The organism is Halarchaeum sp. CBA1220 (assembly GCF_003721175.2).
GTDB classification, from domain to species: domain Archaea; phylum Halobacteriota; class Halobacteria; order Halobacteriales; family Halobacteriaceae; genus Halarchaeum; species Halarchaeum grantii.
This window is the reverse complement of the sequence record NZ_CP054707.1, coordinates 112312-133128: the sequence shown is the minus strand read 5'-3', so window position 1 is coordinate 133128 and position 20817 is coordinate 112312. Positions and strand designations below refer to the sequence as shown.

The window sequence follows — 20817 nt, the reverse complement described above, 5'->3', positions numbered from 1 at the left end:
GACTCGCGAAAGAAACGAGAGCGAGAAGACCGTTACAGGAGGTCTTCGACGTGGTCGGCGACCTCTTCGGGGGTGTCACCGACGGGGACGCCGGCGTCGTTGAGGGCGTCGATCTTGGACTCGGCGGTGCCCGTTCCGGAGCCGGAGACGATGGCGCCGGCGTGGCCCATGCGCTTGCCCGGGGGCGCGGTGCGGCCGGCGATGAAGCCGACGACGGGCGTGTCCATGTTCTGGGCGATGTACTCGGCGGCCTCCTCCTCGTCCTCGCCGCCGATCTCACCGCACATGGCGATGACGTCGGTCTCCTCGTCCTGCTCGAACTCCTCGAGGGCGTCGATGAACGAGGTCCCGATGATGGGGTCGCCGCCGATGCCGATGGCGGTAGTCTGGCCGATGCCGCGCTCGGTGAGCGAGTCGACGACCTGGTAGGTGAGGGTGCCGGAGCGGGAGACGAGACCGACGTTCCCCTCGGAGAAGATGTTCCCCGGGAGGATGCCGAGCTTCGCCTCGCCGGGCGTGATGATGCCCGGGCAGTTCGGGCCCTGCAGGCGCGTGTCGACCTCCTTCAGGCGCTTGTTGACCTTCGCCATGTCCTGCGTCGGGATGCCTTCGGTGATGGCGACGACGAGGTCGAGGTCCGTGTCGAGGGCCTCGAAGATGGCGTCGGCGGCGAACGCCGGCGGGACGAACACGACGGACGCGTCGGCGTCCTCCTCGTCGACGGCCTCCTCGACCGTGTCGTAGACGGGGACGCCGGCGACTTCCTGCCCGCCCTTCCCGGGCGAGGTACCGGCGACGATGTTCGTACCGTACTCGATCATCTGCTCGGTGTGGAACTTGCCCTCGCCGCCGGTGATGCCCTGCACGACGACGCGGGTGTCTTCGTCGACTAGAATGCTCATTCTGCGTCCTCCGCGTATTCGACGGCGCGCTGAACGGCGCCCTCGAGGGTTTCTTCGACCGTGACGAGTTCGTCGTTGAGGATCTCGCGACCCTCCTCGGCGTTCGTCCCGGCGAGCCGAACGACGACCTCCTTCGGGATCTCGTCGAACTGTTCGAGGGCCTCGTTGATGCCCTTCGCGACCTCGTCGCCGCGCGTGATGCCGCCGAAGATGTTGAAGACGACGGCGTCGACGTTCTCGTCGGAGAAGACCATGTCGAGGGCGTTCGCGACGCGCTCGGCCTTCGCGCCGCCGCCGATGTCGAGGAAGTTCGCGGGCTTCCCGCCGTAGTAGTCGACGAGGTCGAGCGTCGTCATGACGAGGCCGGCGCCGTTCCCGATGATGCCGACGTTCCCGTCGAGGCGGACGTAGTCGAAGCCGTACTCGTTGGCCTTCGCCTCGAGTTCGTCACCGGCGGCCTCGTCCTCCATCTCCGCGAGGTCGGGGTGGCGGAAGAGGGCGTCCTCGTCGATGTTGAGGACGGCGTCGGCGGCGATGACCTCGTCGTCGCCCGTGATCATCAGCGGGTTGATCTCGGCGTCGGAGGCGTCCGTGTCCTCCCAGAGGTCGTAGAGCGTCGTGAGGATGCTCGCGACGTCGCGAGCGACTTCCGTGGGGACGCCGGCGTCGTAGACGACCTTCCGGGCCTGATAGGGGTGCATGCCGAACGCGGGGTCGATGTGCTCGCGGGCGATGGCGTCGGGGTTCTCCTCGGCGACCTCCTCGATGTTGACGCCGCCCTGCGTGGAGACCATGGCGACGGGCTTGCCCTCGCCGCGGTCCATCGTGACGCCGACGTAGAGCTCGTTCACGAAGTCGACGGCGCCCTCGACGAGCACCTTGTCGACCGTGTAGCCCTTGAGGTCCATGCCGAGGATGTCCTCGGCGGCCTCGCGCGCTTCCGTCGCGTCCTCGGCGAGTTTGATACCGCCGGCCTTTCCGCGCCCACCGACGTGGACCTGTGCCTTCACCGCAACCGGGTACCCGATCTCCTCGGCCTGCTCGACGACCTCGTCGACGGTGGTCGCGAGCGCGGACGGGGGCGTCGGGATGCCCGCGTCGGCGAAGACGTCCTTCGCCTGGTACTCGTGAAGCCTCATTTGTGACTCGTGCCGTAGGTTCCCGAGAGGGTGAGTTAGTAGTATCGGAACGTGCCGAGCGAACGACCCACATTCGACTCGCCGGGGCGCGCGCTCGACCGCCCGACCACCCCGGCGCCGTCGCGGGAATAGCGCGCCGCCGAGTCGTGTCGGTGGGAAAATCATTATGGTCGATCAGGAGAGACGGCCGACCGCATGTCACGTCTACTCAAGGTATCGGGGTTCGTCGGACTGACCGTGCAGATGCTGTGGGGGATCGGGAACGTCGCCGGCCACATGGTCAGCGTCCCGCCCTACTGGGGTCAGCTCGTCGGCGCGCACGCGCACTTCGGCGTCCTCGGCATCCTCGCCGTCGTCACCGGCCTCGCCATCGACCACTACGACACGAGCGGGACGCGCCGGAGCGTCGCCGTCTACGGCTTTGTCGCCGGCCAGTGGCTCCTCCCCGGCACGCTCGTCGTGCAGGCGACGCTCGGACTGCCACAGCTCGGTATGCTCGCCTTCCTCTGGGGCATCTGCCTCGTCGCCTCCATGGCCGTCATGTCGCTCGAAGCGCTCGCCGAACCCGCCTGAGTCCCGCCCACACTTATCCTCTCGCGCCGCCATCCGTCCACCATGCGCGCTGTCCGCTACCACGAGACCGGCGGTCCCGACGTACTGCGAGTCGATACGGGCGTCCCGACACCGGAGCCGAAAGCGGACGAGGTCCGCATCGACGTGCGGGCGGCGGGCGTCAACCCCGTGGACACCTACTTCCGCGAGGGCGCCTACGAGCCCGCGACCCTGCCGATGATTCCGGGCTCGGACTTCGCGGGCGTCGTGGACGCCGTCGGCGGCGACGTCACCGAGTGGGCGGTCGGCGACCGCGTCTTCGGCACCGGCCTCGGGAACTGGAATCAGGGGTCGTACGCGGAGTACGCCGTCGCCGGTGCCGACGCTCTCGCGCCGCTCCCCACCGGCGTCTCCTTCGCCGAGGGCGCGGCCGTCGCGCTCGTCGGCGTGACGGCGTGGCGCGCGCTCCTCGACCACGGCAACCTCGAACCCGCCGCGACCTGTCTCGTCCACGGCGGCTCCGGCGGCGTGGGCCACGTCGCCGTCCAGCTCGCGGACGCCACCGGCGCGACCGTGACGACGACCGCGCGCGAGGCGTACCACGACCGCCTGCGGACGCTCGGCGCGGACGCCGTCCTCGACTACCGACGCGAGGACCTCGCCGACGCCGTCGTCGAGGCGGGCGCGCCGGACGTGATACTCGACCACCGCGTCGACGACTACTTCGGCCTCGACGCCGAGGTCGCCGCGCCCGGCGCGACCGTCGTCGCCATCGGGAACACCGACGCGTCGGCGACGCTCCCGGACGTTCCGGGCGCTCGCGCGAAGGAACTCACCGTCGCGCTCATGAGCATGTACAACACGCCGGACTTCGGCGACGTGCTCGGCCGCCTCGCGCGACTGCTCGCGGACGGGCGGCTCGCGCCGGACGTCGAGCGGAGTTACGCGCTCGAGGAGGCCGCCGACGCCCAGCGCGCGGTCGTCGAGGAGTCCTTCTTCGGGAAACTCGTCGTCGAGCCCTGAATCGGGTTCGACGGCCGACACGTCCACCCATCCCATGCGTGTGCGAAACGCACGCTTAATAGGCCGGGCCTCACAGGCATTGAGTGGATATGGCACAACGAGAGACCTGGACGAGCCGCGCGGGGTTCATCTTCGCCGCGGTCGGCAGCGCAGTGGGGCTGGGGAACATCTGGTCGTTCCCGTTCCAGACAGCATCGAACGGCGGGGCCGCCTTCCTGGTGGTCTATCTGCTCGCCGTCTTCCTCATCGGCTTCCCGACGATGCTCATCGAGTTCACCATCGGGCGGCGCTCGAAGCAGAACGCCGTCTCCGCGTTCGCCGAACTCGGCTACGGGGACTGGACGTTCGCGGGCGCCATCGGCGTCTTCGCGTCGTTCATCACCCTCGCCTTCTATTCGGTCGTCGGAGGCTGGGTCATCAGCTACATCGTCGGCAGCGTGACCGGCGCCTACCTCGGTGACGCCGGGGCCTACTTCGGCAGCGTCTCCTCCGGCCTCGTCGCCGTCGGCGCGCACGCCCTCTTCATCGCGGTCACCATCGGCATCGTCGCGTTCGGCGTCGCGGACGGCATCGAGCGCGCGACCAAGTTCATGATCCCCGCGATACTCGTGTTGCTCGTCGGCCTCGCGGTGTGGGCGTCGACCCTCCCCGGCGCGGGCGCGGGGTACAGCTACTACCTCTCACCGGACTTCAGCGTCATCGCGAGCAACTTCGGCGACATCGTGCCGGCGGCGATGGGGCAGGCGTTCTTCACGCTCTCGCTCGGGTTCGGCGTGATGATCGCGTACGCCTCCTACCTCGGACGCGACGACAGCCTCCCCGGTGACAGCGCCATCATCGTCGTGCTCAACACGATTGTCGCGCTCCTCGCCGGCTTCGCCGTCTTCCCGATCCTCGCCGCGACGAGCGGCGTCGGGGGCGCCTCCGGCGGTGCCGGCACGGCCTTCATCGCGCTCGCCGGCGCGTTCGGCCAGCTGCCGGCCGGCCAGATCATCGGCCTCGTCTTCTTCATCGTCCTCCTGTTCGCCGCGCTCTCCTCCTCCATCAGCCTCCTCGAGGCGCCGACGTCCTACGTCGTCGACTCGCAGGGCATGGAGCGCCGGACGGTCGCCATCGGCATCGGCGCCGTCGCCTTCGTGCTCGGCATCGCCCCGGCGTACGGCTACGTCGGCCTCTTCAACGACCTCGTCTTCAACGTCCTCCTCCCGGTCGCGGTGCTGTTCATCGCGCTCTTCGTCGGCTGGGTCGCCAACCGCGAAGCCGTCGACGAACTCGGGCGCGGGTCCTCCATCGGCGAGGGCGCGACGACTATCTGGCTCTGGTGGGTGCGCATCGTCGTCCCCATCGCGGTCATCGTCACCCTCTACCTCGGCGTCACCTCCTTCTACACGGGACTGACGACCGGCGCGTACTTCTGACGCGCTGACGCCGCTCTTTCGACTTCCCACCCGTCACCGTATCGACAATACGGGCGTCTCGCGGCCGATACTGCCGCGTTTCGGCGTTCGCCGATACGAAACCCTCTTGAACGACAGCGTGTTACCGGCTCGCAATGACACGCGAGACGTGGAAGACGCGCGCGGGGTTCATCCTCGCCGCCGTCGGCTCCGCGGTCGGCCTCGGCAACATCTGGCGGTTCCCGTGGATGACCGCGAACAACGGCGGTAGCGCGTTCCTCCTCCTCTACCTCGGCATCGTTCTCCTCGTGGGCGTTCCCGGTCTCCTCGGCGCGTTCGTGATCGGCCGCCGCTCGCAGCGAAACCCCGTCGGCGCGCTCCGCGACCTCTCCGGCGGCTCCCGGCTCTGGGGCGCGTTCGGCCTCTTCGCCGTCGCGACGACGCTCCTCCTCGTCTCCTTCTACTCGGTCGTCGGAGGCTGGTTCGTCCGCTACACCGCCGCCTCCGCCACCGCGAGCTACTTCGGCCAGTCGGGCGCGTACTTCTCCGCGATCAGCCACGGGCCCGGCGCGCTCGCCTTCGGGTTCGCGTTCCTCGCGGCCAGCGCCGCCATCGTCTACGGCGGCGTCGAGAAGGGGATCGAGCGCGCGACGAAACTGATGATGCCCGCCATCGTCATCCTCCTCGTCGCACTCACCGCGTGGACGTTCACGCGACCCGGCGCCCTCGACGGCGCGGCGTTCCTCCTCTCCCCGGACGTCGCCTACCTCCGCGCGAACGCCCTCGACATCCTCCCGGCGGCCGTCGGGCAGGCGCTCTTCACGCTCTCGCTCGGCACCGGGACGATGATCACGTACGCCTCCTACCTCGGCGAGGAGCGCTCGCTCCCGAGCGACGCCACCACCATCGCCGTCCTCAACACCGGCGTCGGCGTCCTCGCGGGCCTGCTCGTCTTCCCGCTCCTCTTCAGCTTCGGCCTCGACGCCGGAAGCGGCGGCCCCGGCGCCATCTTCGTCTCCGTCGCGAGCGCGTTCGCCTCCCTCGGGTTCCTCGGGCGCGTCCTCGGCGTCGCGTTCTTCGGCGTCGTCCTGCTCGCCGCGCTCTCCTCCGCCATCAGCATGCTCGAAATCCCGGTCGCCTACCTCGTCGACGAGCACGACGTCCCGCGCTCGCGGGCGACCGTCGGCGTCGCCGGCCTCGTCTCCGTCGGCGCCGCCGCGTGCGCGCTCGACGCCTCCGTCTTCGGCCTGCTCGCGAACACGCTCGTCAACCTCCTCATGACCGCCGGCCTCGCGGGCTTCCTCCTCTTCGTCGGCTGGGTGCTCGGCCGGCGCGCCCTCGCGGAGTACGAGGCGGGCGCGGGCGAGTTCGCGCGCTCGCTCGGGACGCCGTGGCTCCTCTTCGTCGGCGTCCTCATCCCGGTCTTCCTCCTCTTCACGCTCATCACCGGCCTCCTGCCCGTCCTCGGCGTCTCCATCACCGAACTCGACGTGATGGGCGTCCGCGTGGCGTCCTCGACGCTCTCGCTCGTCGCCGCCGTCGTCGTTACGCTCCTCGCCGTCGCCGGCCTCCGGCGGCCGGACTCGATGCTGTAGCGTCGCACTCCGCCATCCGGTGTCCTTTTGACGACGACCGGTGAAACGGGATTCAACAGATGACGATGGACGAGCGTATCGAGGAACTGCGCGAGCGCAAACGCCGCGCCGAGAAAGGCGGCGGCGAGTCCCGCATCGAGTCCCAGCACGAGAAGGGCAAGATGACGGCGCGCGAACGCATCGACTACTTCCTCGACGACGGCACCTTCACGGAGTTCGACGCGCTCCGCACGCATCGCTCGCACAACTTCGGGATGGAGGAGAACACCATCCCCGGCGACGGCGTCGTGACGGGGTACGGCGAGGTGAACGGGCGAAAGACGTTCGTCTTCGCGCACGACTTCACGGCCTTCGGCGGCAGCCTCGGCGAGGTCTTCTGCGAGAAGGTCTGTAAGGTCATGGACAAGGCGATGGAGGTCGGCGCGCCCGTCATCGGCCTCAACGACTCCGCCGGCGCGCGCATCCAGGAGGGCGTCGAGTCGCTCGGTGGCGTGGGCGAAATCTTCCACAAGAACCAGCAGGCGAGCGGCGTCGTTCCCCAAATTTCGGCCATCATGGGGCCCTGTGCGGGCGGCGCGGTCTACTCGCCCGCGCTCACCGACTTCGTCTTCATGGTGAAGGAGACGAGCCACATGTTCATCACCGGCCCGGACGTCATCGAGACGGTCACCGGCGAGGAAGTCGGCTTCGACGAGCTCGGGGGCGCGACCGCGCACACCTCCACGTCGGGCGTCGCGCACTTCGCCGAGGAGTCCGAGGAGGACGCCCTCGACGACATCCGTCGCCTCCTCTCCTACCTCCCGCAGAACAACGTCGAGGACCCGCCGAGGGTGGAGCCGTGGGACGACCCCGAGCGGCGCCCCGAAGAACTGGAGAGTATCGTCCCGGACGAGCCGCGCAAGCCCTACGACGCCGTCGACGTCGTCGACGAGCTGATGGACGAGGGCTCCTTCTTCGAGGTCCAACCCGACTACGCGAAGAACCTCGTGGTGGGGTTCGCGCGCCTCGACGGGCGCTCCGTCGGCGTGGTCGCGAACCAGCCGCGGGTGAACGCGGGCACGCTCGACATCGACGCCTCCGAGAAGGCGAGCCGGTTCGTGCGCTTCTGTGACTCCTTCAACGTCCCCATCGTCTCCCTCGTGGACGTCCCGGGCTTCCTCCCCGGCACCGACCAGGAGCACGAGGGCATCATCCGCCACGGCGCGAAGCTCCTCTACGCCTACTCGGAGGCGAGCGTCCCGCTCCTCACCGTCATCACGCGCAAGGCCTACGGCGGCGCGTACGACGTCATGGCGTCGAAGCACCTCGGCGCGGACGTCAACTACGCGTGGCCCACGGCCGAAATCGCCGTGATGGGGCCGCGCGGCGCCGTCAACGTCCTCTACCGGAAGGAGCTCTCGGAAGCCGAGGACCCGGACGAGCTCCGGGACGCGCTCGTCGAGGAATACAGAGAGGAGTTCGCGAACCCCTATACTGCGGCGGACCGGGGGTTCCTCGACGACGTCATCGAACCGGCGGACACCCGCCAGCGGCTCATCAGCGACCTCGAGATGCTCGCGTCGAAGCGCGAGGACGGCCCGTCGAAGAAGCACGGCAACATCCCGCTCTGAGATGGACCTCACGATACCCGAGTCGGCGACCGAGGCGGAGGCGGCCGCGATTGCCGCGGCCATCACCGCGCACCTGAGCGAGCGGCGCGCGCTCGCGGTCGCGGCGGCGCGCGACGCCGCGGACGGGTCGGCGTCGTGGGACGGCGAGAAGTGGCGCTTCGCCGGGCGCCTCGACGCCATCGGCGACGCCGGGAAGCGCGTGCCGGACGGCGCGCCGACGGACGCGTGGAGCGCGGCCGGACGCGCCGAGCGCTTCTGATGAGGTCCGACCGCGAGTGGCGAGCGCGCGGCTATCTCCCACCTATTTCCGTCGCTGACGCGAACTGATAGCGTATAGAGAATGACGCTGGCCAGCATCGAGCGCTACGATTCCGAGCGGGTCGCGACCGTCGGCGAGCGAGCGGTCGTCGCGGGCGGCAGCGTCGCGGGCCTCTGTGCGGCCCGCGTGCTCGCCGACGCCTTCGAGGACGTCGTCGTGTTCGAGCGCGACGCGCTCCCCGAGGGGCCGGCCGCGCGCGACGGCGCGCCACAGACTCACCACCCGCACGCGCTCCTCGAGGCGGGCCGGGCGACGCTCGCGGACGTCTTCCCCGGCTTCGGCGAGGACCTGCTGTCGGCGGGCGGCCTCCTCATCGACTCCGGAAGCGACATGACGTGGTACGACCGCGGCGGGACGCTCGCCGGGACGGACGCGCGCCTCCCGACCTACTGTGCGTCGCGCCCGCTCTTCGAGCACGTCATCCGCGAGCGCGTTCGTGCCGTCGAGAACGTCACCCTCCGGGGCGGCCACCGCGTCCTCGACTACGACCACGCGGACGGGCGCGTGAGCGGGGTCGCGGTCCGCGACGACGCGGGCGAGACGCGACACGTCGAGGCGTCGCTCGTCGTCGACGCGACCGGGCGCGCCAGCCACACGCCCGACTGGCTCGCCGAGCACGGCTACCCGGCGCCGGAGAGCGAGGAGGTGACGGTGGACGTCGTCTACGGCTCCACGCGGATCGACCGGCCGGCCGACGACCGCCGGATGCTCCTCTGTGCGCCCCAGCCGGAGCGCCCGCGCGGCGCCGCGCTCATCCCGATCGAGGACGGCCAGTGGGAGGTCATCTTCCAGGGCGTCCACGGCGAACCCGTCCCGACCGAGCGCGACGCGTTCGTCGAGTGGGCGGCGTCCATCCCGGTCGACGACATCGGGCGTCTCGTCCGCGAGCGCCCGTGGACGGCCGACGGCGTGCGGCGCTACCCGTTCCCCGCGAGCGTGCGCCGGCGCTACGACGCGCTCGACCGGTTCCCCGAGGGGCTGGTGGTGACCGGGGACGCCATCGCGAGCTTCAACCCCATCTACGGACAGGGGATGTCGGTCGCGGCGCTCGACGCGCTCTGCCTCCACCACGAACTCGCGGCCGGCCTCGAGGGCATCGGGCCGCGCGTCTTCGAGCGCGCGAGCGACGTCGTCGAGGCGACGTGGCGCCTCGCCGTCGGCAACGACTTCACGTTCGCGGAGACGACCGGTCCGAAGCCGCTCGGGACGGACGTTCTCAACGCCTACGTCGGCCGCCTCGTCGAGCGCGCGCAGACCGACCGGTCTCTCGCCGAGACGTTCCTCCGCGTCTATCGACTCGAACGCCCCGCGACGGACCTGTTCCGCCCGCGCGTCCTGTGGCGCGCGCTCCGACCGTAGGCGGTCCGCACCCCTATGTTACGACGCCCCGGAGTCCTGACGCCTCAGCCGCCGAAGTGCTCGACGAACAGCTCGGCGACGCGTTCGGTGTGCTCGTGGGGGAGCCAGTGCGTGGCCTCGGGGAACCGCTCGAGGCGGCCGTCCCGGCAGTAGTCGAGGCTCGCGGCGGCGAGCTCGGGGAGGAGCGCGCGGTCGCGTTCGCCCCACGCGATCAGCGTCGGTGCGGTCACCGTCTCGCGCGGCGGGTCGTCGCGGTACCTGAGGAGCGCACGGTACCAGTCGAGCATCGCGGTGAGCGCGCCCTCGCGCGACCACGCGCGCCGGTAGCGCTCCACGTCGCCCGCCTCGAAGGCGCCCGGCCGTGCGTCCTCGATCATCGCCCGCTCGAAGAACGCGAAGCCGTCGCGGCGCGCGTACCACTCGGGGAGTCGCGGGAGCTGGAAGAAGAACACGTACCAGCTCCGCCACATCTGCGCGGGGTTCGAGCGCAGCGCGGCCTCGAACGCCGAGGGGTGGGGGACGTTGACGATTCCGAGTTGGTCGACGGCGTCGGGGTGTCGAAGCGCGACCTCCCACGCGACCGCCGCGCCCCAGTCGTGGCCGAGCAGGTGGGCGGACGCGCGGTCCTCGCTCTCGACGAGTCCGAGGACGTCGCGCGCGAGCGCGCCGGTGCGGTAGGCGCGGGCGCCGTCCGGTTTCTCGCTCAGGTTGTAGCCGCGCTGGTCGGGGACGAGCACGCGATAGCCGGCGTCGACGAACCGGCCGACGTAGTCGCGCCACTCGTACCAGAACTCGGGGAAGCCGTGGAGGAGGACGACGAGCGGGTCGGCCGGGTCGCCGGCGGCGACACAGTGCAGCGAGACGTTGCCGACGTCGCGAACGTCCGCGCTCGCCGACGGGACGCCCACCTCGGCGAGGTGGTCGGTGGTCTCGGTCGGTGGCACGGCGATCAGTCGGGTGTCGACCACCAAAGGCGTTCGGCCGGGCACCGGTGAGGTTTTCCCGTCCGGCGGCCCTCCATCGCCGTATGATCGAGCGCATCTGGTACGCGCGAGCGACGCCCGAGAACGCCGACGAGTACGCACACCTCCTCGAGCACGAGATCGTCCCGGAGTTCGAGGCGAACGTCGACGGGCTCACGGGCTTCCGACTCGGGCGACGCGAGACCACAGACGAGATGGTGGAGCTGGTGACGACGATGACGTTCGAGGACTGGGATGCCGTCGAGACGTTCGCGGGCGAGGACTACGAGGCCGCCCACGTTCCCGAGATCGCCCGCGACGTGCTCGCGGACTGGGAGCCGACGGTGCGCCACTACGAGTACGAGGAGTTCCTCTAGCGGCGGACGCGGCGCCGTCGGCCGCCCTCGTCGCGGCGGACGGATTCGACGACTGTCGCCCTAGTGGATCGACAGTATAAGGTGCGCGGTCGCCGAATCCGGCGGTATGTTCGAGACGGTTCTCGTCGCGAACCGGGGCGAGATCGCCGTTCGCGTGATGCGGGCGTGCGAGGACCTCGGTATCGAGACGGTCGCGGTCTACTCGGAGGCGGACAAGCACGCCGGCCACGTCCGGTATGCGGACGAGGCCTACCGCGTCGGCCCGGCGCGCGCCGCCGAGTCCTACCTCGACCAGGAGGCCATCGTGGAGGCCGCACTGGAGGCGGGCGCGGACGCCATCCACCCGGGGTACGGCTTCCTCGCGGAGAACGCCGAGTTCGCCGAGCGCGTCGAAGCGACGGACGGCCTGACGTGGGTCGGGCCGTCGAGCGACGCGATGGAGCAACTCGGCGAGAAGACGGGCGCGCGCACCGTGATGGACGGCGCGGACGTCCCCATCGTCCCCGGCACTACGGACCCCGTTGCGGACGCGGAGACGGTTCGCGAGTTCGGCGACGAGCACGGCTACCCCATCGCCGTCAAGGCCGAGGGCGGCGGCGGCGGGCGCGGGATGAAGGTCGTCGAGGAGGAGAGCGAGGTCGAGGAGCAACTCGAGGCCGCGAAACGCGAGGGCGAGGCCTACTTCGGGAACGACTCCGTCTACCTCGAGCGCTACCTCGCCGACCCGAAGCACATCGAGGTGCAGGTCATCGCCGACGAACACGGGAACGTCCGGCACCTCGGCGAGCGCGACTGCTCCCTGCAGCGCCGCCACCAGAAGGTCATCGAGGAGGGCCCGAGTCCGAGCCTCGACCCGGAGATGCAGGCGGAGATCCGCGAGGCCGCCCGACGCGGCGTCGAGGCCGCCGACTACGTGAACGCCGGCACCGTCGAGTTCCTCGTCTCCGGCGACGAGTTCTACTTCCTCGAAGTGAACACCCGCATTCAGGTCGAGCACACCGTCACCGAGGCGCTTACCGGGGTGGACATCGTGAAGTGGCAACTCCGCGTCGCCGCCGGCGAGGAGCTCGACTTCGAACAGGACGACGTCGAACTCGAGGGCCACGCGATGGAGTTCCGCATCAACGCCGAGAACGCCGCCGACGACTTCGCGCCCGCGACCGGCGGGACGCTCGACGTCTACGACCCCCCGGGCGGCATCGGCGTGCGCGTCGACGACGCCCTCCGGCAGGGCGACGACTTGGTCACCGATTACGACTCGATGGTCGCAAAGCTCGTCGTCCACGGGAGCGACCGCGAGGAGTGCATCGCGCGCTCGCGGCGCGCGCTCGCCGAGTACGACGTCGAGGGCATCGTCACCATCGTCCCCTTCCACCGCCTGATGCTCGAGGACGAGACGTTCGTCGCCGGCGAGCACACCACGACGTACCTCGACGAGGCGTTCGACGAGACGCGCCTCTACGACGCACAGGAACGCTGGGGGTCGACGGCGAGCGAGAGCGAGGACGAGGAGGAGACGCGCGAGCGCGAGTTTACCGTCGAGGTGAACGGAAAGCGCTTCGAGGTGAACCTCGAGGAGCACGGGGACGCGCCCGCGATTCCCGACCTCGACGTCGACGCCGGCGCGTCGGCGAGCGCGCCCGACCGCGTCGGCCCGGACGACGGCGACGACTCGGAGACGGTCGTCGAGGGCGGCGGCGAGACGGTCGAAGCGGAGATGCAGGGCACCATCCTCTCAGTCGACGTCGAGGTGGGTGACGTCGTCGAACCCGGCGACGTCCTCGTCGTCCTCGAGGCGATGAAGATGGAGAACGACGTCGTCGCCTCCCACGGCGGCACCGTCTCGCAGGTCGCCGTCGAGGAGGGCGACAGCGTCGACATGGGCGACGTCCTCGTCGTGGTGGAGTAACGCGCGACGTCAGGAGCGCGGAAAGACGAGCGGAGAGCACGGCGACCCGCGAGTAACGCGATTTCGCAGGAACCGCGGAAAGACGAGCGTGAGCGACACGCGAGTAACGCGGCAACCGAAGGGCGCCGCGACAGCACGAGCGGGGAGCACGGCGACCCGCGAGTAACGCGCTCTCGAGAGAGCGTGCGGAGGGAGTCGTTCTTATCGCTGGGTTCCGTACTCCGGGGTATGAACGAGACGCGCCGCGCCGTCCTCGAACGCGTCGCCGACGGCCCCGTCTCCGGGCCGGCGCTCGCCGACGCGCTCGACGTCTCGCGGGCCGCCGTCTGGAAGCACGTCGAAGCGCTCCGCGACGCCGGCTTCGGCATCGAGAGCGCCGGGGCGGGTTACGTCCTCGACTCGATTCCGGAGTACGGCGGGCCCGCCGTCGAGTACGGCTGCGAGGCGCCCTTCGAGGTCGAATACCACGACAGCATCGCGAGCACGAACGACCGGGCTCGCGAGCTCGCGGCGTCGGGCGCGAGCGACGTCGTCGTCCTCGCGGACGAGCAGACCGGGGGGCGCGGCCGCCTCGAGCGCGCGTGGTCCTCGCCGCCCGGCGGCGTCTGGCTGAGCGTCGTCTGCCGCCCGGATCTCGCGCCGGCACGCGCGACCGTCGTCACGATGGCGATGAGCGCGGCGGCCTGCGCGGCCGCCCGCGAGACGGGCGTCGACGCCGCGATCAAGTGGCCGAACGACCTGCTCGTCCCCGACGACGACTACGCGCGCGGCGGCCGGAAGCTCGCCGGCATCCTCACCGAGATGGAGGGCGAAGCCGGGCGCGTCTCCTGGGTGATCCCCGGCCTCGGGCTGAACGCGAACGTCTCGTCAGATGCCCTCCCGGACGACGCCACGAGCCTCCTCGCGGAGCGCGGCGAACCGGTCGAGCGCCGCGTGCTCGTCCAGCGGATTCTCGAGCGCTTCGACGCGCTCCGGGGCGACCCCGAGGCGACGCGCGAGGCGTGGCGCGCGCACGCCGCGACGCTCGACACGCGCGTCCGCGTCACGCTCCCCGAGGAGACGGTCGTGGGGGAGGCGGTGGACGTCACCGACGCCGGCGCGCTCGTCGTCGACACCGGCAGCGAGGATCGCGTCGTCCACGCCGGGGACTGCGAGCACCTCCGGCCGGTCTAGGCGAGAGTCGGGCGCGCGGGTGTGTGGTTACGTCGAGTGGACGACGCGTTTCACGTCGCTGGTACTCGCACGCCGGACGGCCGCCCGCACGGGGTCCCGGTAGCCCGCGAGGTTATGCGAGTCGCCGTCGAGGACGAGGAGGTTCGCGTCCCGGCCCGCCTCGACGAGGCCGTCGTTCCGGTCGGCGATTTCCGCGCCCGCCGTCGTCGCCATCCGCAGCACCTCGACGGCGGTCACGTCGTAGGTCTTCGCGGTGTACGCCATCTCGCGGAACATCGACGGCGAGTTCAGCATCACGTTGTCGGTGCCGAGCGCGACGGTGGTTCGCTCGAGGAGCTCGGGGACGTCCGGGAGGCCGACGTCCGTCACGAGGTTCGAGCGCGGGCAGACCGCGACCGGGATCTCGGCGTCCGCGACGCGGTCGAGGTGGACGTCGTCCGCGTGCACCATGTGGACGAGCAGGTCGGGGTCGAGGTCGAGCGCGGGGTGGATGTCGCTGTCGTCGACCTCGCCGGCGTGGATGGCGAAGCACTTCCCGGCGTCGCGGGCGGCCCGTCGCTCGCGCGAGAACTCTGCGTCGTTCGCGCCGCTCGCGCCGTATCCCTCAGACACGTCGAGGACGTCCGGGTCGTCGCGCCCGAGGACGAACGCGTCGACGTCGACGCCGGCGGCGGCCTCGCGGAGCGCCTCGACGCCCGCGACGCCGCCCTCGCGGAACTCGAGCGTCGCCGCCGTGCCCGACTCCGCCATGTACTGGAGGGAGCGACGCATCCCCGCGACGAGCTCGTCGCGGTCGGCCTGCCGGAGCAGGCGGTGCTTGAGGCCGTCCGGCGGTGCGACGAGTTCCTCGAGTGAGAGGCCGCGTCCGGCGTCCTTCGCGATGGAGTCCCCGAGGTGGGTGTGCGCGTTCACGAACGCCGGGAGGACGATGTCGTCGCTCTCGACGCTCGCCTCCTCGACGGCGGCGATTTCACCGTCCTCGACGACGACTCTCCCTTCGACGGCCTCGAAGTCGCGGCCCGCGAGTATCGTGCCCGCTAGTTCCATACCGGCACTCGGGGGCGAACTGATTTAATTCTCCCCGAAGTCGTCGAGCGCGTACTGGCTCCGCGTCGTCTCGGTGACGAGCGCGCCGTCGATGTCGAGGCCGAGGACGTCGACGGCGGCGCGACCGACCGACTGGGTGTGCTCGGCGGGCGCGTAGACGCCGAGGCGCCACTGCTCGCGCTGCGTCATCTGGAGCGCCCTGACGAGCGTTGACTGCTCGTCGAGCGGCCGAACGTCGCCGTTGACGAGGACGCGCGAGTCGGATTCGCGCATCCGGGGGCGCGACTGGACGTCGAGGAGGACGGCGTCGCGGTCCACGTTCGCGCGGTCAGCGATTTCGCGCTCGTAGTCGCGCAGTTCGTCGTCGCCGGCGTCGAGCACGGTGTCGTCCGCGAAGACGTCGCCGGTGACGTCCGCCATCTCCGCCCAGACGGCGCGCTTGTAGAGGTCGCGCCGGTCGAGGCGGCGGGCGAAGTCGGCGCTCGCGTCGCACTCGCGGAGCGCCACCTGGAGCGCGGGGTCGTCCATCCGCCGGAGGTCGCCCGGCGTGGTGTCGCTCGCCTCGAGGAGTCGTTCGGCGGCCCGGCGGAGCATCGCCTTCGAGATGCGCGCGACGTGGTGGTTGTAGACGGTGGGGTTCATGAGTGCGCGCGCGAGGAGGAGCGACTCGGCGGTCTGGACGTTCCCCTCGTCGAGGACGAGCTCGCCGTCGTGGATGGTGAGTTCGCGCACGAGGCGGCCGTGGTCGATGGTGCCGTACGGGACGCCGGTGTGGTGGGCGTCGCGCACGAGGTAGTCCATCCGGTCGACGTCGAGTTCGCCCGCGACGACCTGCCCGAGTTCGCCCTCGCCGCGAACCATGCGGGCGACGCGCTCGGGGTCGAGGCCGTGCTCGGTGAGGACGCGGGCGACGTCGCCGTCGGTGAGGAGGTCGGTGACGTCGTCGTGGTACTTCCCGGTGTGCTCGTGGATGAGGTCCTCGATGGTGTGGCTGAACGGGCCGTGGCCGACGTCGTGGAGGAGGGCGGCGGCGCGCGTGCGCTTCGCGCGCGTTCCGTCCTCGCCGAGGCCGTCGAGCGCCTCGCAGGCGAGGTGGTAGACGCCGAGGCTGTGCTCGAAGCGCGTGTGGTTCGCGGAGGGGTAGACGAGGTTCGCGGTGCCGAGCTGGTGGACGCGCCGCAATCGCTGGACGGGCGGCGTGTCGAGGAGGGCGTCGGCGACGCCCGTCACCTCGATGTGGTCGTGGACGCTGTCCTTGATGGTCGTCATACGCGACGTTGGCGCGCGCCCCTACAAAAACGGCCGGGAGCTCGGCGCGCGCGGAAGCCGTCAGCTACTACCCGCCGCCCCACCGAGGGGGAGTGTGCAGAAGAACGCGCTCGCCGCGCTCGCCGTCGTCGCGCTCGTCGCCCTCGCGGGCTGTAGCGCGATGTCGGGCGGTGACGGCCAACCGTACGAGACGCCGGTGAACGGCTCGCAGATGGAGGCACAGCACGCGAGCGCCCTCGAGGACGCGGGGAGCTTCACGTACCACCTCTCGGTGAACGCGTTGTCGGGCGAGACGACGTCGACGACGCAGGACCTCACCGCGAAGGTCGACCTCGATTCGGGGGCGTACGCGCTCTCGACGTCGAGCGCGTTCGGTGACGTGACCGTCTACGCGGACGGGAACGGCACGGCGTACACGCGCATCAACTCCTCGACGGGCGTGCTCTACCGGCAGGGGAGCGCGCTCGACGTCGACGCGACGCAGTTCAGTCGCCTCGGCGCCGAGAACCTCACCGAGCGCGCGAACGTCACCTACGAGGGGACGACCACCCTCGACGGCGAGACGGTCCACACGTACGTCGCGCACGTGAACGCGTCCGCCGGCGCGGACGCCTCGGGCTCGGTCGGCGACCTCTCGGCGGAGGCGAGCGCGAACGCCACCGCGCGCTTCGACGTCCGCCCGGACGGCCTCGTGAAGCGCGTCCACTACACCGTGCACACGTCGCAGGGCTCGGTCGACGTGACGATGCGCTACACGGACGTCGGCTCGACCGACCCGACGCCGTCGTGGCTCGACGCGGCCCGGGCGAACGCGTCGGCGTCGTCGAGCGCCGCGAACTAGCGCCGGGACGGTAAGCGTTTACACCTCTGCGGTCGTTTCTCGGGATATGCCGACGTTCCTCTCCGGGGGGACCGGAACCCCGAAGCTCCTCGCGGGCGCCGCAGACGTCTTCGACCCCGCCGACACCACCGTCGTCGGGAACACGGGCGACGACGTCGAGCTCGGCGGCCTGCTCGTCTGCCCGGACGTCGATACGGTGCTCTTCGAGCAGGGCGGCGTCCTCGACCGGGAGTTCTGGTGGGGTATCGACGACGACACGCACGAGACGCACGACGAACTGGAGCGCCTCGCTGACCGCGCGGGCCTCGACGATGGTCCCCGCTATCTCGACGCCGAGGCGCAGACGGCGGGCCGCGACATCGCGCGCTGGCGGCGGTTCTCGGCGGCGCGCGAGTTCATGACCATCGGCGACCGGGACCGCGCCGTCCACGTCCTCCGGACGAGCCTCCTCGACGAGGGGCGCACGCTCACCGAGGTGACGCGCACGCTCGCGGACGCCTTCGACCTGACCGTCGACCTCCTGCCGATGAGCGACGACCCCGTCGCGACAGTCGTCCACACGCCCGAGGGCGTGCTGCACTTCCAGGAGTTCTGGGTGGGGCGGCGCGGGGACGTGGACATCGCGGACGTGGAGTTTCGCGGTGCGAGCGACGCTGAGCCCACCGACGCCGTGCTCGACGCCCTCACGGCGGACGTCGTCATCGGCCCGTCGAACCCCGTGACGAGCCTCGGGCCGATGCTCGCCCTCGACGGGGTGCGCGAGGCGCTGCGCGAGACGACGGTGGTCGCCGTCTCGCCGTTCGTCGAGGACGAGGTGTTCAGCGGGCCGGCGGACGACCTGATGCGCGCGACGGGGCGCGAGCCGAGCACGGCGGGCGTCGCGGCGGCCTACGGGTTCGCGGACGCGTTCGTTCTCGACACGGCGGACGCGACGTCGCTCGACCGCCCCGTCGTCCGGACGGACACGCGGATGGACGACGACGCGGACGCCGCGCGCGTCGCGGAGGCGTGCGCGGCGGCGCTGGAGGCCGCGCGATGAGCGTCGACTTCCGCCCCCGCGTCGCGCTCGCGAGCCTCTCCGGGCAGTCGGACGCGGCGTGGGCGCGCGAGGCGAGCGGCGACGTCGGCCTCGCATTCTTGGGTGGCGTCGCGCTCGACGACCCGACGCGGAACGCGGCCGAGCGGATGGCCGCCGACCGCAACCGCGACGAGTTCCTGCCCGCCGACCCCGTGGCGTTCGTCGCGGACGAACTGGACGCGCTCGCGGACGCGCCTATCGAGGCGGGCGTGAACGTCCGCGCGACGACGCCCGCGCCCGTCCGCCCGGTCGCCGAGGTCTGCGCCGAGCGCGACGCGCTCTGCGAGGTGAACGCGCACTGCCGGCAGTCCGAGATGTGCGCGGCGGGCGCGGGCGAGACGCTCCTCCGGGACACGGAGCGCCTCTGCGACATCGTCTCGGCGGCGAGCGACGCGGGCGCGACGACGAGCGTGAAGGTCCGCGCGGAGGTCCCGGGCGTCGACCTCCCCGACCTCGCGTGCGCCCTCGACGACGCGGGCGCGGCCGTCCTCCACGTCGACGCGATGGACTCCGAGGGCGTCGTCGCGAGCGTTCGGGACGCCTTCGACGGCTTCCTCATCGCGAACAACGGCGTGCGCGACCGCGAGACGACCCGCGAGTACCTCGCGTACGGCGCGGACGCCGTCTCCATCGGCCGCCCGAGCGACGACCCGCGAGTGCGAGCGCGCGTCCGCGACGCCGTCGCGGAGTGGTCCGATGCCGCGTAGCCCGGCCGCGAACGCCGAACTCGCGCTCCTCTTGGAGGTCGCGGGGACGCCGAAGCCCGGGAACGTCGACCGCGAGCGCGACTTCGCCGACCTGCGCTTCGAGCACTTCCTCGCGGGTGCGGTCGGCGCGCGCCCCGGGCTCGAACGCGCTGCAGCCGGTGCGCCGGTGGGCGCGGCGTTCGAGGACGCGGTCGCGGGGATGGCCGAGCACGGGCGAAACACCCAGTTCGGCTGTCTGCTCCTGCTCGTCCCGCTCGTCCGCGCGGCGGCGCGCGACGACTGCACGCCCGAGGGCGTCGCGGACGTGGTCGCGGACACCACCGTCGCGGACGCGGCGGCCTTCTACCGGGCGTTCGAGCGCGTCGACGTCGCCGTCTCCGACCCGCCCGAGGAGATGGCCGCCCTCGACGTGCGGCGCGGCGCGGACGCGATTCCCGCCCTCGAATCCCGGGGGACGACGCTCGCGGACGTCCTCGCGGCGGGCGCGCCCGCCGACGGCGTCGCGACGCTGCGCGGCGACCCCGACTCGCTCGCCGAACTCGGCGACGGGAACGCGGCGGAGTGGTGCGGGGGATTCGCGCGCTCCTTCGACGCCGCCGAGCGCATCGCGGCCGGCAAGGGACCGATAGTTGAGCGGACGGCGGACGCCTTCCTCGCGCTGTTGGGCGAGGGTCTCGACACGCTCCTCGCGAAACAGCACGGCCTCGAGGCCGCCTTCGAGGTGCGCGAGCGCGCTCGCGACCTCCACGAATCCGGCGCGAGTCGCGAGGCGGTGAGCGCGTTCGGGGACGAACTCGTCGCGAAGGGGTGGAACCCGGGGACGACGGCGGACGCGGTCGCGGCGGGGCTCTTCGTCGCGCTCGAACGCGGGGTGTCGGTGTGAGCGAGTGGCCGGCGCCCCTGCGCGGCGTGACGGAGACGGTGGTGACGACGCGGGGGCCGAACGGGCTGTGGAACCTCGCCGCGCTGGGGGTCCACGCGCCTGAACGAAGTGAAGGCGCAGACAGTGCGAGCGGGGAGGAACGACCCGCGAGCCACGCGCCGCCACGCGGCGCGGAACGTGCGAGCGGCGACATCGCGAGCACCGCGCCCGCGACCGCGCGGACGTTCGGGCGGACGCGGACGTGGCGGAACTTCCGGGAGCGCGGCGAGGGGTACGTCCAGTTCGTGGACGACCCCGTGACGTTCGTCGAGGCGGCGCTCTCCGTGGCCGAGCGCGAGGAGCCCGTCCTTTCGGAGGCGGCGGCGTGGGCGCGCGTCGACGTCGAGCGGACGGGCGTCGAGGAGCGAGGGGAGACGCGCGTCGCGACGTGGGCGCTCTCGCCGGTCGAGTCGCGGGTGGTGCGCGAGGCGGTGCCGACGACGAACCGGGGGTACGCGGCGGTGATCGAGGCGACGGTGGCGGCGTCGCGCCTCGACGTCCCGGGCTACGACTCCGAGGTGCTCCGCGAGCGCCTCGACTACTTCGAGTCGGTCTGCGAGCGCTGTGGCGGGCCGCGCGAGCGCGAGGCGTTCGAGCGCCTCCGCGCGCTCTCGGGCTGACGCGGCGTGCGCGCGG

The 20817-nt window shown here is 71.3% G+C and carries 20 protein-coding genes; 15 read left to right on the top strand and 5 right to left on the bottom strand.

Annotated features, from left to right (window positions below; genetic code table 11):
* Positions 1-32: 32 nt before the first annotated feature.
* Together sucD and sucC are read right to left on the bottom strand one after the other, a co-directional pair.
* The gene (gene sucD / locus EFA46_RS00690) at positions 33-902 is read right to left on the bottom strand and encodes a succinate--CoA ligase subunit alpha (RefSeq protein ID WP_123075720.1); all 870 of its coding nucleotides are present in this window, start codon (positions 900-902) and stop codon (positions 33-35) included.
* Positions 899-2041: an ADP-forming succinate--CoA ligase subunit beta gene (gene sucC, locus EFA46_RS00685; RefSeq protein ID WP_123075722.1), complete on the bottom strand. Its 1143-nt coding sequence runs from the start codon at positions 2039-2041 to the stop codon at positions 899-901. The genes sucD and sucC overlap by 4 nt, the downstream gene beginning before the upstream one ends.
* A gap of 195 nt (positions 2042-2236) precedes the next feature.
* On the opposite strand from sucC, the gene EFA46_RS00680 reads away from it, so the two are divergent.
* The 7 genes from EFA46_RS00680 to EFA46_RS00650 all read left to right on the top strand — a co-directional run bounded on the left by EFA46_RS00680 (position 2237) and on the right by EFA46_RS00650 (position 9896).
* Entirely contained in the window at positions 2237-2614 is a 378-nt protein-coding gene (locus EFA46_RS00680; RefSeq protein ID WP_148040657.1) for a hypothetical protein, read from the top strand.
* Positions 2615-2656: 42 nt separating this feature from the next.
* Positions 2657-3616 carry an NADPH:quinone reductase gene (locus tag EFA46_RS00675; RefSeq protein ID WP_123075726.1) on the top strand — a complete coding sequence of 320 codons (960 nt, stop codon included), beginning with the start codon at positions 2657-2659 and terminating at the stop codon, positions 3614-3616.
* An 89-nt stretch (positions 3617-3705) separates the two neighbouring features.
* The gene (locus EFA46_RS00670; RefSeq protein ID WP_123075728.1) at positions 3706-5034 is read left to right on the top strand and encodes a sodium-dependent transporter; all 1329 of its coding nucleotides are present in this window, start codon (positions 3706-3708) and stop codon (positions 5032-5034) included.
* Positions 5035-5168: 134 nt separating this feature from the next.
* Positions 5169-6608: a sodium-dependent transporter gene (locus EFA46_RS00665; RefSeq protein WP_123075730.1), complete on the top strand. Its 1440-nt coding sequence runs from the start codon at positions 5169-5171 to the stop codon at positions 6606-6608.
* A gap of 65 nt (positions 6609-6673) precedes the next feature.
* The gene (locus EFA46_RS00660) at positions 6674-8218 is read left to right on the top strand and encodes an acyl-CoA carboxylase subunit beta (RefSeq protein ID WP_123077344.1); all 1545 of its coding nucleotides are present in this window, start codon (positions 6674-6676) and stop codon (positions 8216-8218) included.
* Between the two features lies 1 nt (position 8219).
* A complete protein-coding gene (locus tag EFA46_RS00655; protein WP_123075732.1) occupies positions 8220-8477 on the top strand; it encodes an acc operon protein in 258 nt (85 codons plus the stop codon).
* An 81-nt stretch (positions 8478-8558) separates the two neighbouring features.
* Positions 8559-9896: an NAD(P)/FAD-dependent oxidoreductase gene (locus tag EFA46_RS00650; RefSeq protein ID WP_123075734.1), complete on the top strand. Its 1338-nt coding sequence runs from the start codon at positions 8559-8561 to the stop codon at positions 9894-9896.
* A 44-nt stretch (positions 9897-9940) separates the two neighbouring features.
* Here EFA46_RS00650 and EFA46_RS00645 read toward each other — a convergent pair whose 3' ends face one another.
* Positions 9941-10849: an alpha/beta fold hydrolase gene (locus EFA46_RS00645; RefSeq protein WP_370529272.1), complete on the bottom strand. Its 909-nt coding sequence runs from the start codon at positions 10847-10849 to the stop codon at positions 9941-9943.
* Positions 10850-10923: 74 nt separating this feature from the next.
* Between EFA46_RS00645 and EFA46_RS00640 the strand changes: the two genes are divergently transcribed.
* The 3 genes from EFA46_RS00640 to EFA46_RS00630 all read left to right on the top strand — a co-directional run bounded on the left by EFA46_RS00640 (position 10924) and on the right by EFA46_RS00630 (position 14317).
* Positions 10924-11235 (top strand): antibiotic biosynthesis monooxygenase, encoded by a 312-nt coding sequence (locus tag EFA46_RS00640; RefSeq protein WP_123075736.1) that lies wholly within the window; start codon positions 10924-10926, stop codon positions 11233-11235.
* 106 nt (positions 11236-11341) lie between these two features.
* Positions 11342-13144 carry an acetyl/propionyl/methylcrotonyl-CoA carboxylase subunit alpha gene (locus EFA46_RS00635; RefSeq protein WP_123075738.1) on the top strand — a complete coding sequence of 601 codons (1803 nt, stop codon included), beginning with the start codon at positions 11342-11344 and terminating at the stop codon, positions 13142-13144.
* A 228-nt stretch (positions 13145-13372) separates the two neighbouring features.
* Positions 13373-14317: a biotin--[acetyl-CoA-carboxylase] ligase gene (locus EFA46_RS00630; protein WP_123075740.1), complete on the top strand. Its 945-nt coding sequence runs from the start codon at positions 13373-13375 to the stop codon at positions 14315-14317.
* Positions 14318-14344: 27 nt separating this feature from the next.
* On the opposite strand, the gene EFA46_RS00625 is transcribed toward EFA46_RS00630, so the two are convergent.
* A complete protein-coding gene (locus EFA46_RS00625) occupies positions 14345-15364 on the bottom strand; it encodes an amidohydrolase family protein (RefSeq protein WP_123075742.1) in 1020 nt (339 codons plus the stop codon).
* Between the two features lie 24 nt (positions 15365-15388).
* Complete coding sequence (locus EFA46_RS00620) at positions 15389-16633, bottom strand: HD domain-containing protein (protein ID WP_123075744.1); 1245 nt, start codon at positions 16631-16633, stop codon at positions 15389-15391.
* A 94-nt stretch (positions 16634-16727) separates the two neighbouring features.
* On the opposite strand from EFA46_RS00620, the gene EFA46_RS00615 reads away from it, so the two are divergent.
* From EFA46_RS00615 to EFA46_RS00595, 5 genes are read left to right on the top strand one after another with little or no spacing between them, the layout of a single operon-like run.
* Entirely contained in the window at positions 16728-17474 is a 747-nt protein-coding gene (locus EFA46_RS00615; protein ID WP_123075745.1) for a hypothetical protein, read from the top strand.
* A gap of 46 nt (positions 17475-17520) precedes the next feature.
* A complete protein-coding gene (gene cofD / locus EFA46_RS00610; protein ID WP_123075747.1) occupies positions 17521-18513 on the top strand; it encodes a 2-phospho-L-lactate transferase in 993 nt (330 codons plus the stop codon).
* A complete protein-coding gene (locus EFA46_RS00605) occupies positions 18510-19259 on the top strand; it encodes a tRNA-dihydrouridine synthase (protein WP_123077348.1) in 750 nt (249 codons plus the stop codon). Before cofD ends, EFA46_RS00605 begins: the two co-directional genes overlap by 4 nt.
* Positions 19249-20142: a triphosphoribosyl-dephospho-CoA synthase gene (locus EFA46_RS00600; RefSeq protein WP_123075749.1), complete on the top strand. Its 894-nt coding sequence runs from the start codon at positions 19249-19251 to the stop codon at positions 20140-20142. The genes EFA46_RS00605 and EFA46_RS00600 overlap by 11 nt, the downstream gene beginning before the upstream one ends.
* Entirely contained in the window at positions 20139-20801 is a 663-nt protein-coding gene (locus EFA46_RS00595; RefSeq protein ID WP_176969819.1) for a DUF447 domain-containing protein, read from the top strand. The genes EFA46_RS00600 and EFA46_RS00595 overlap by 4 nt, the downstream gene beginning before the upstream one ends.
* Positions 20802-20817: the final 16 nt, after the last annotated feature.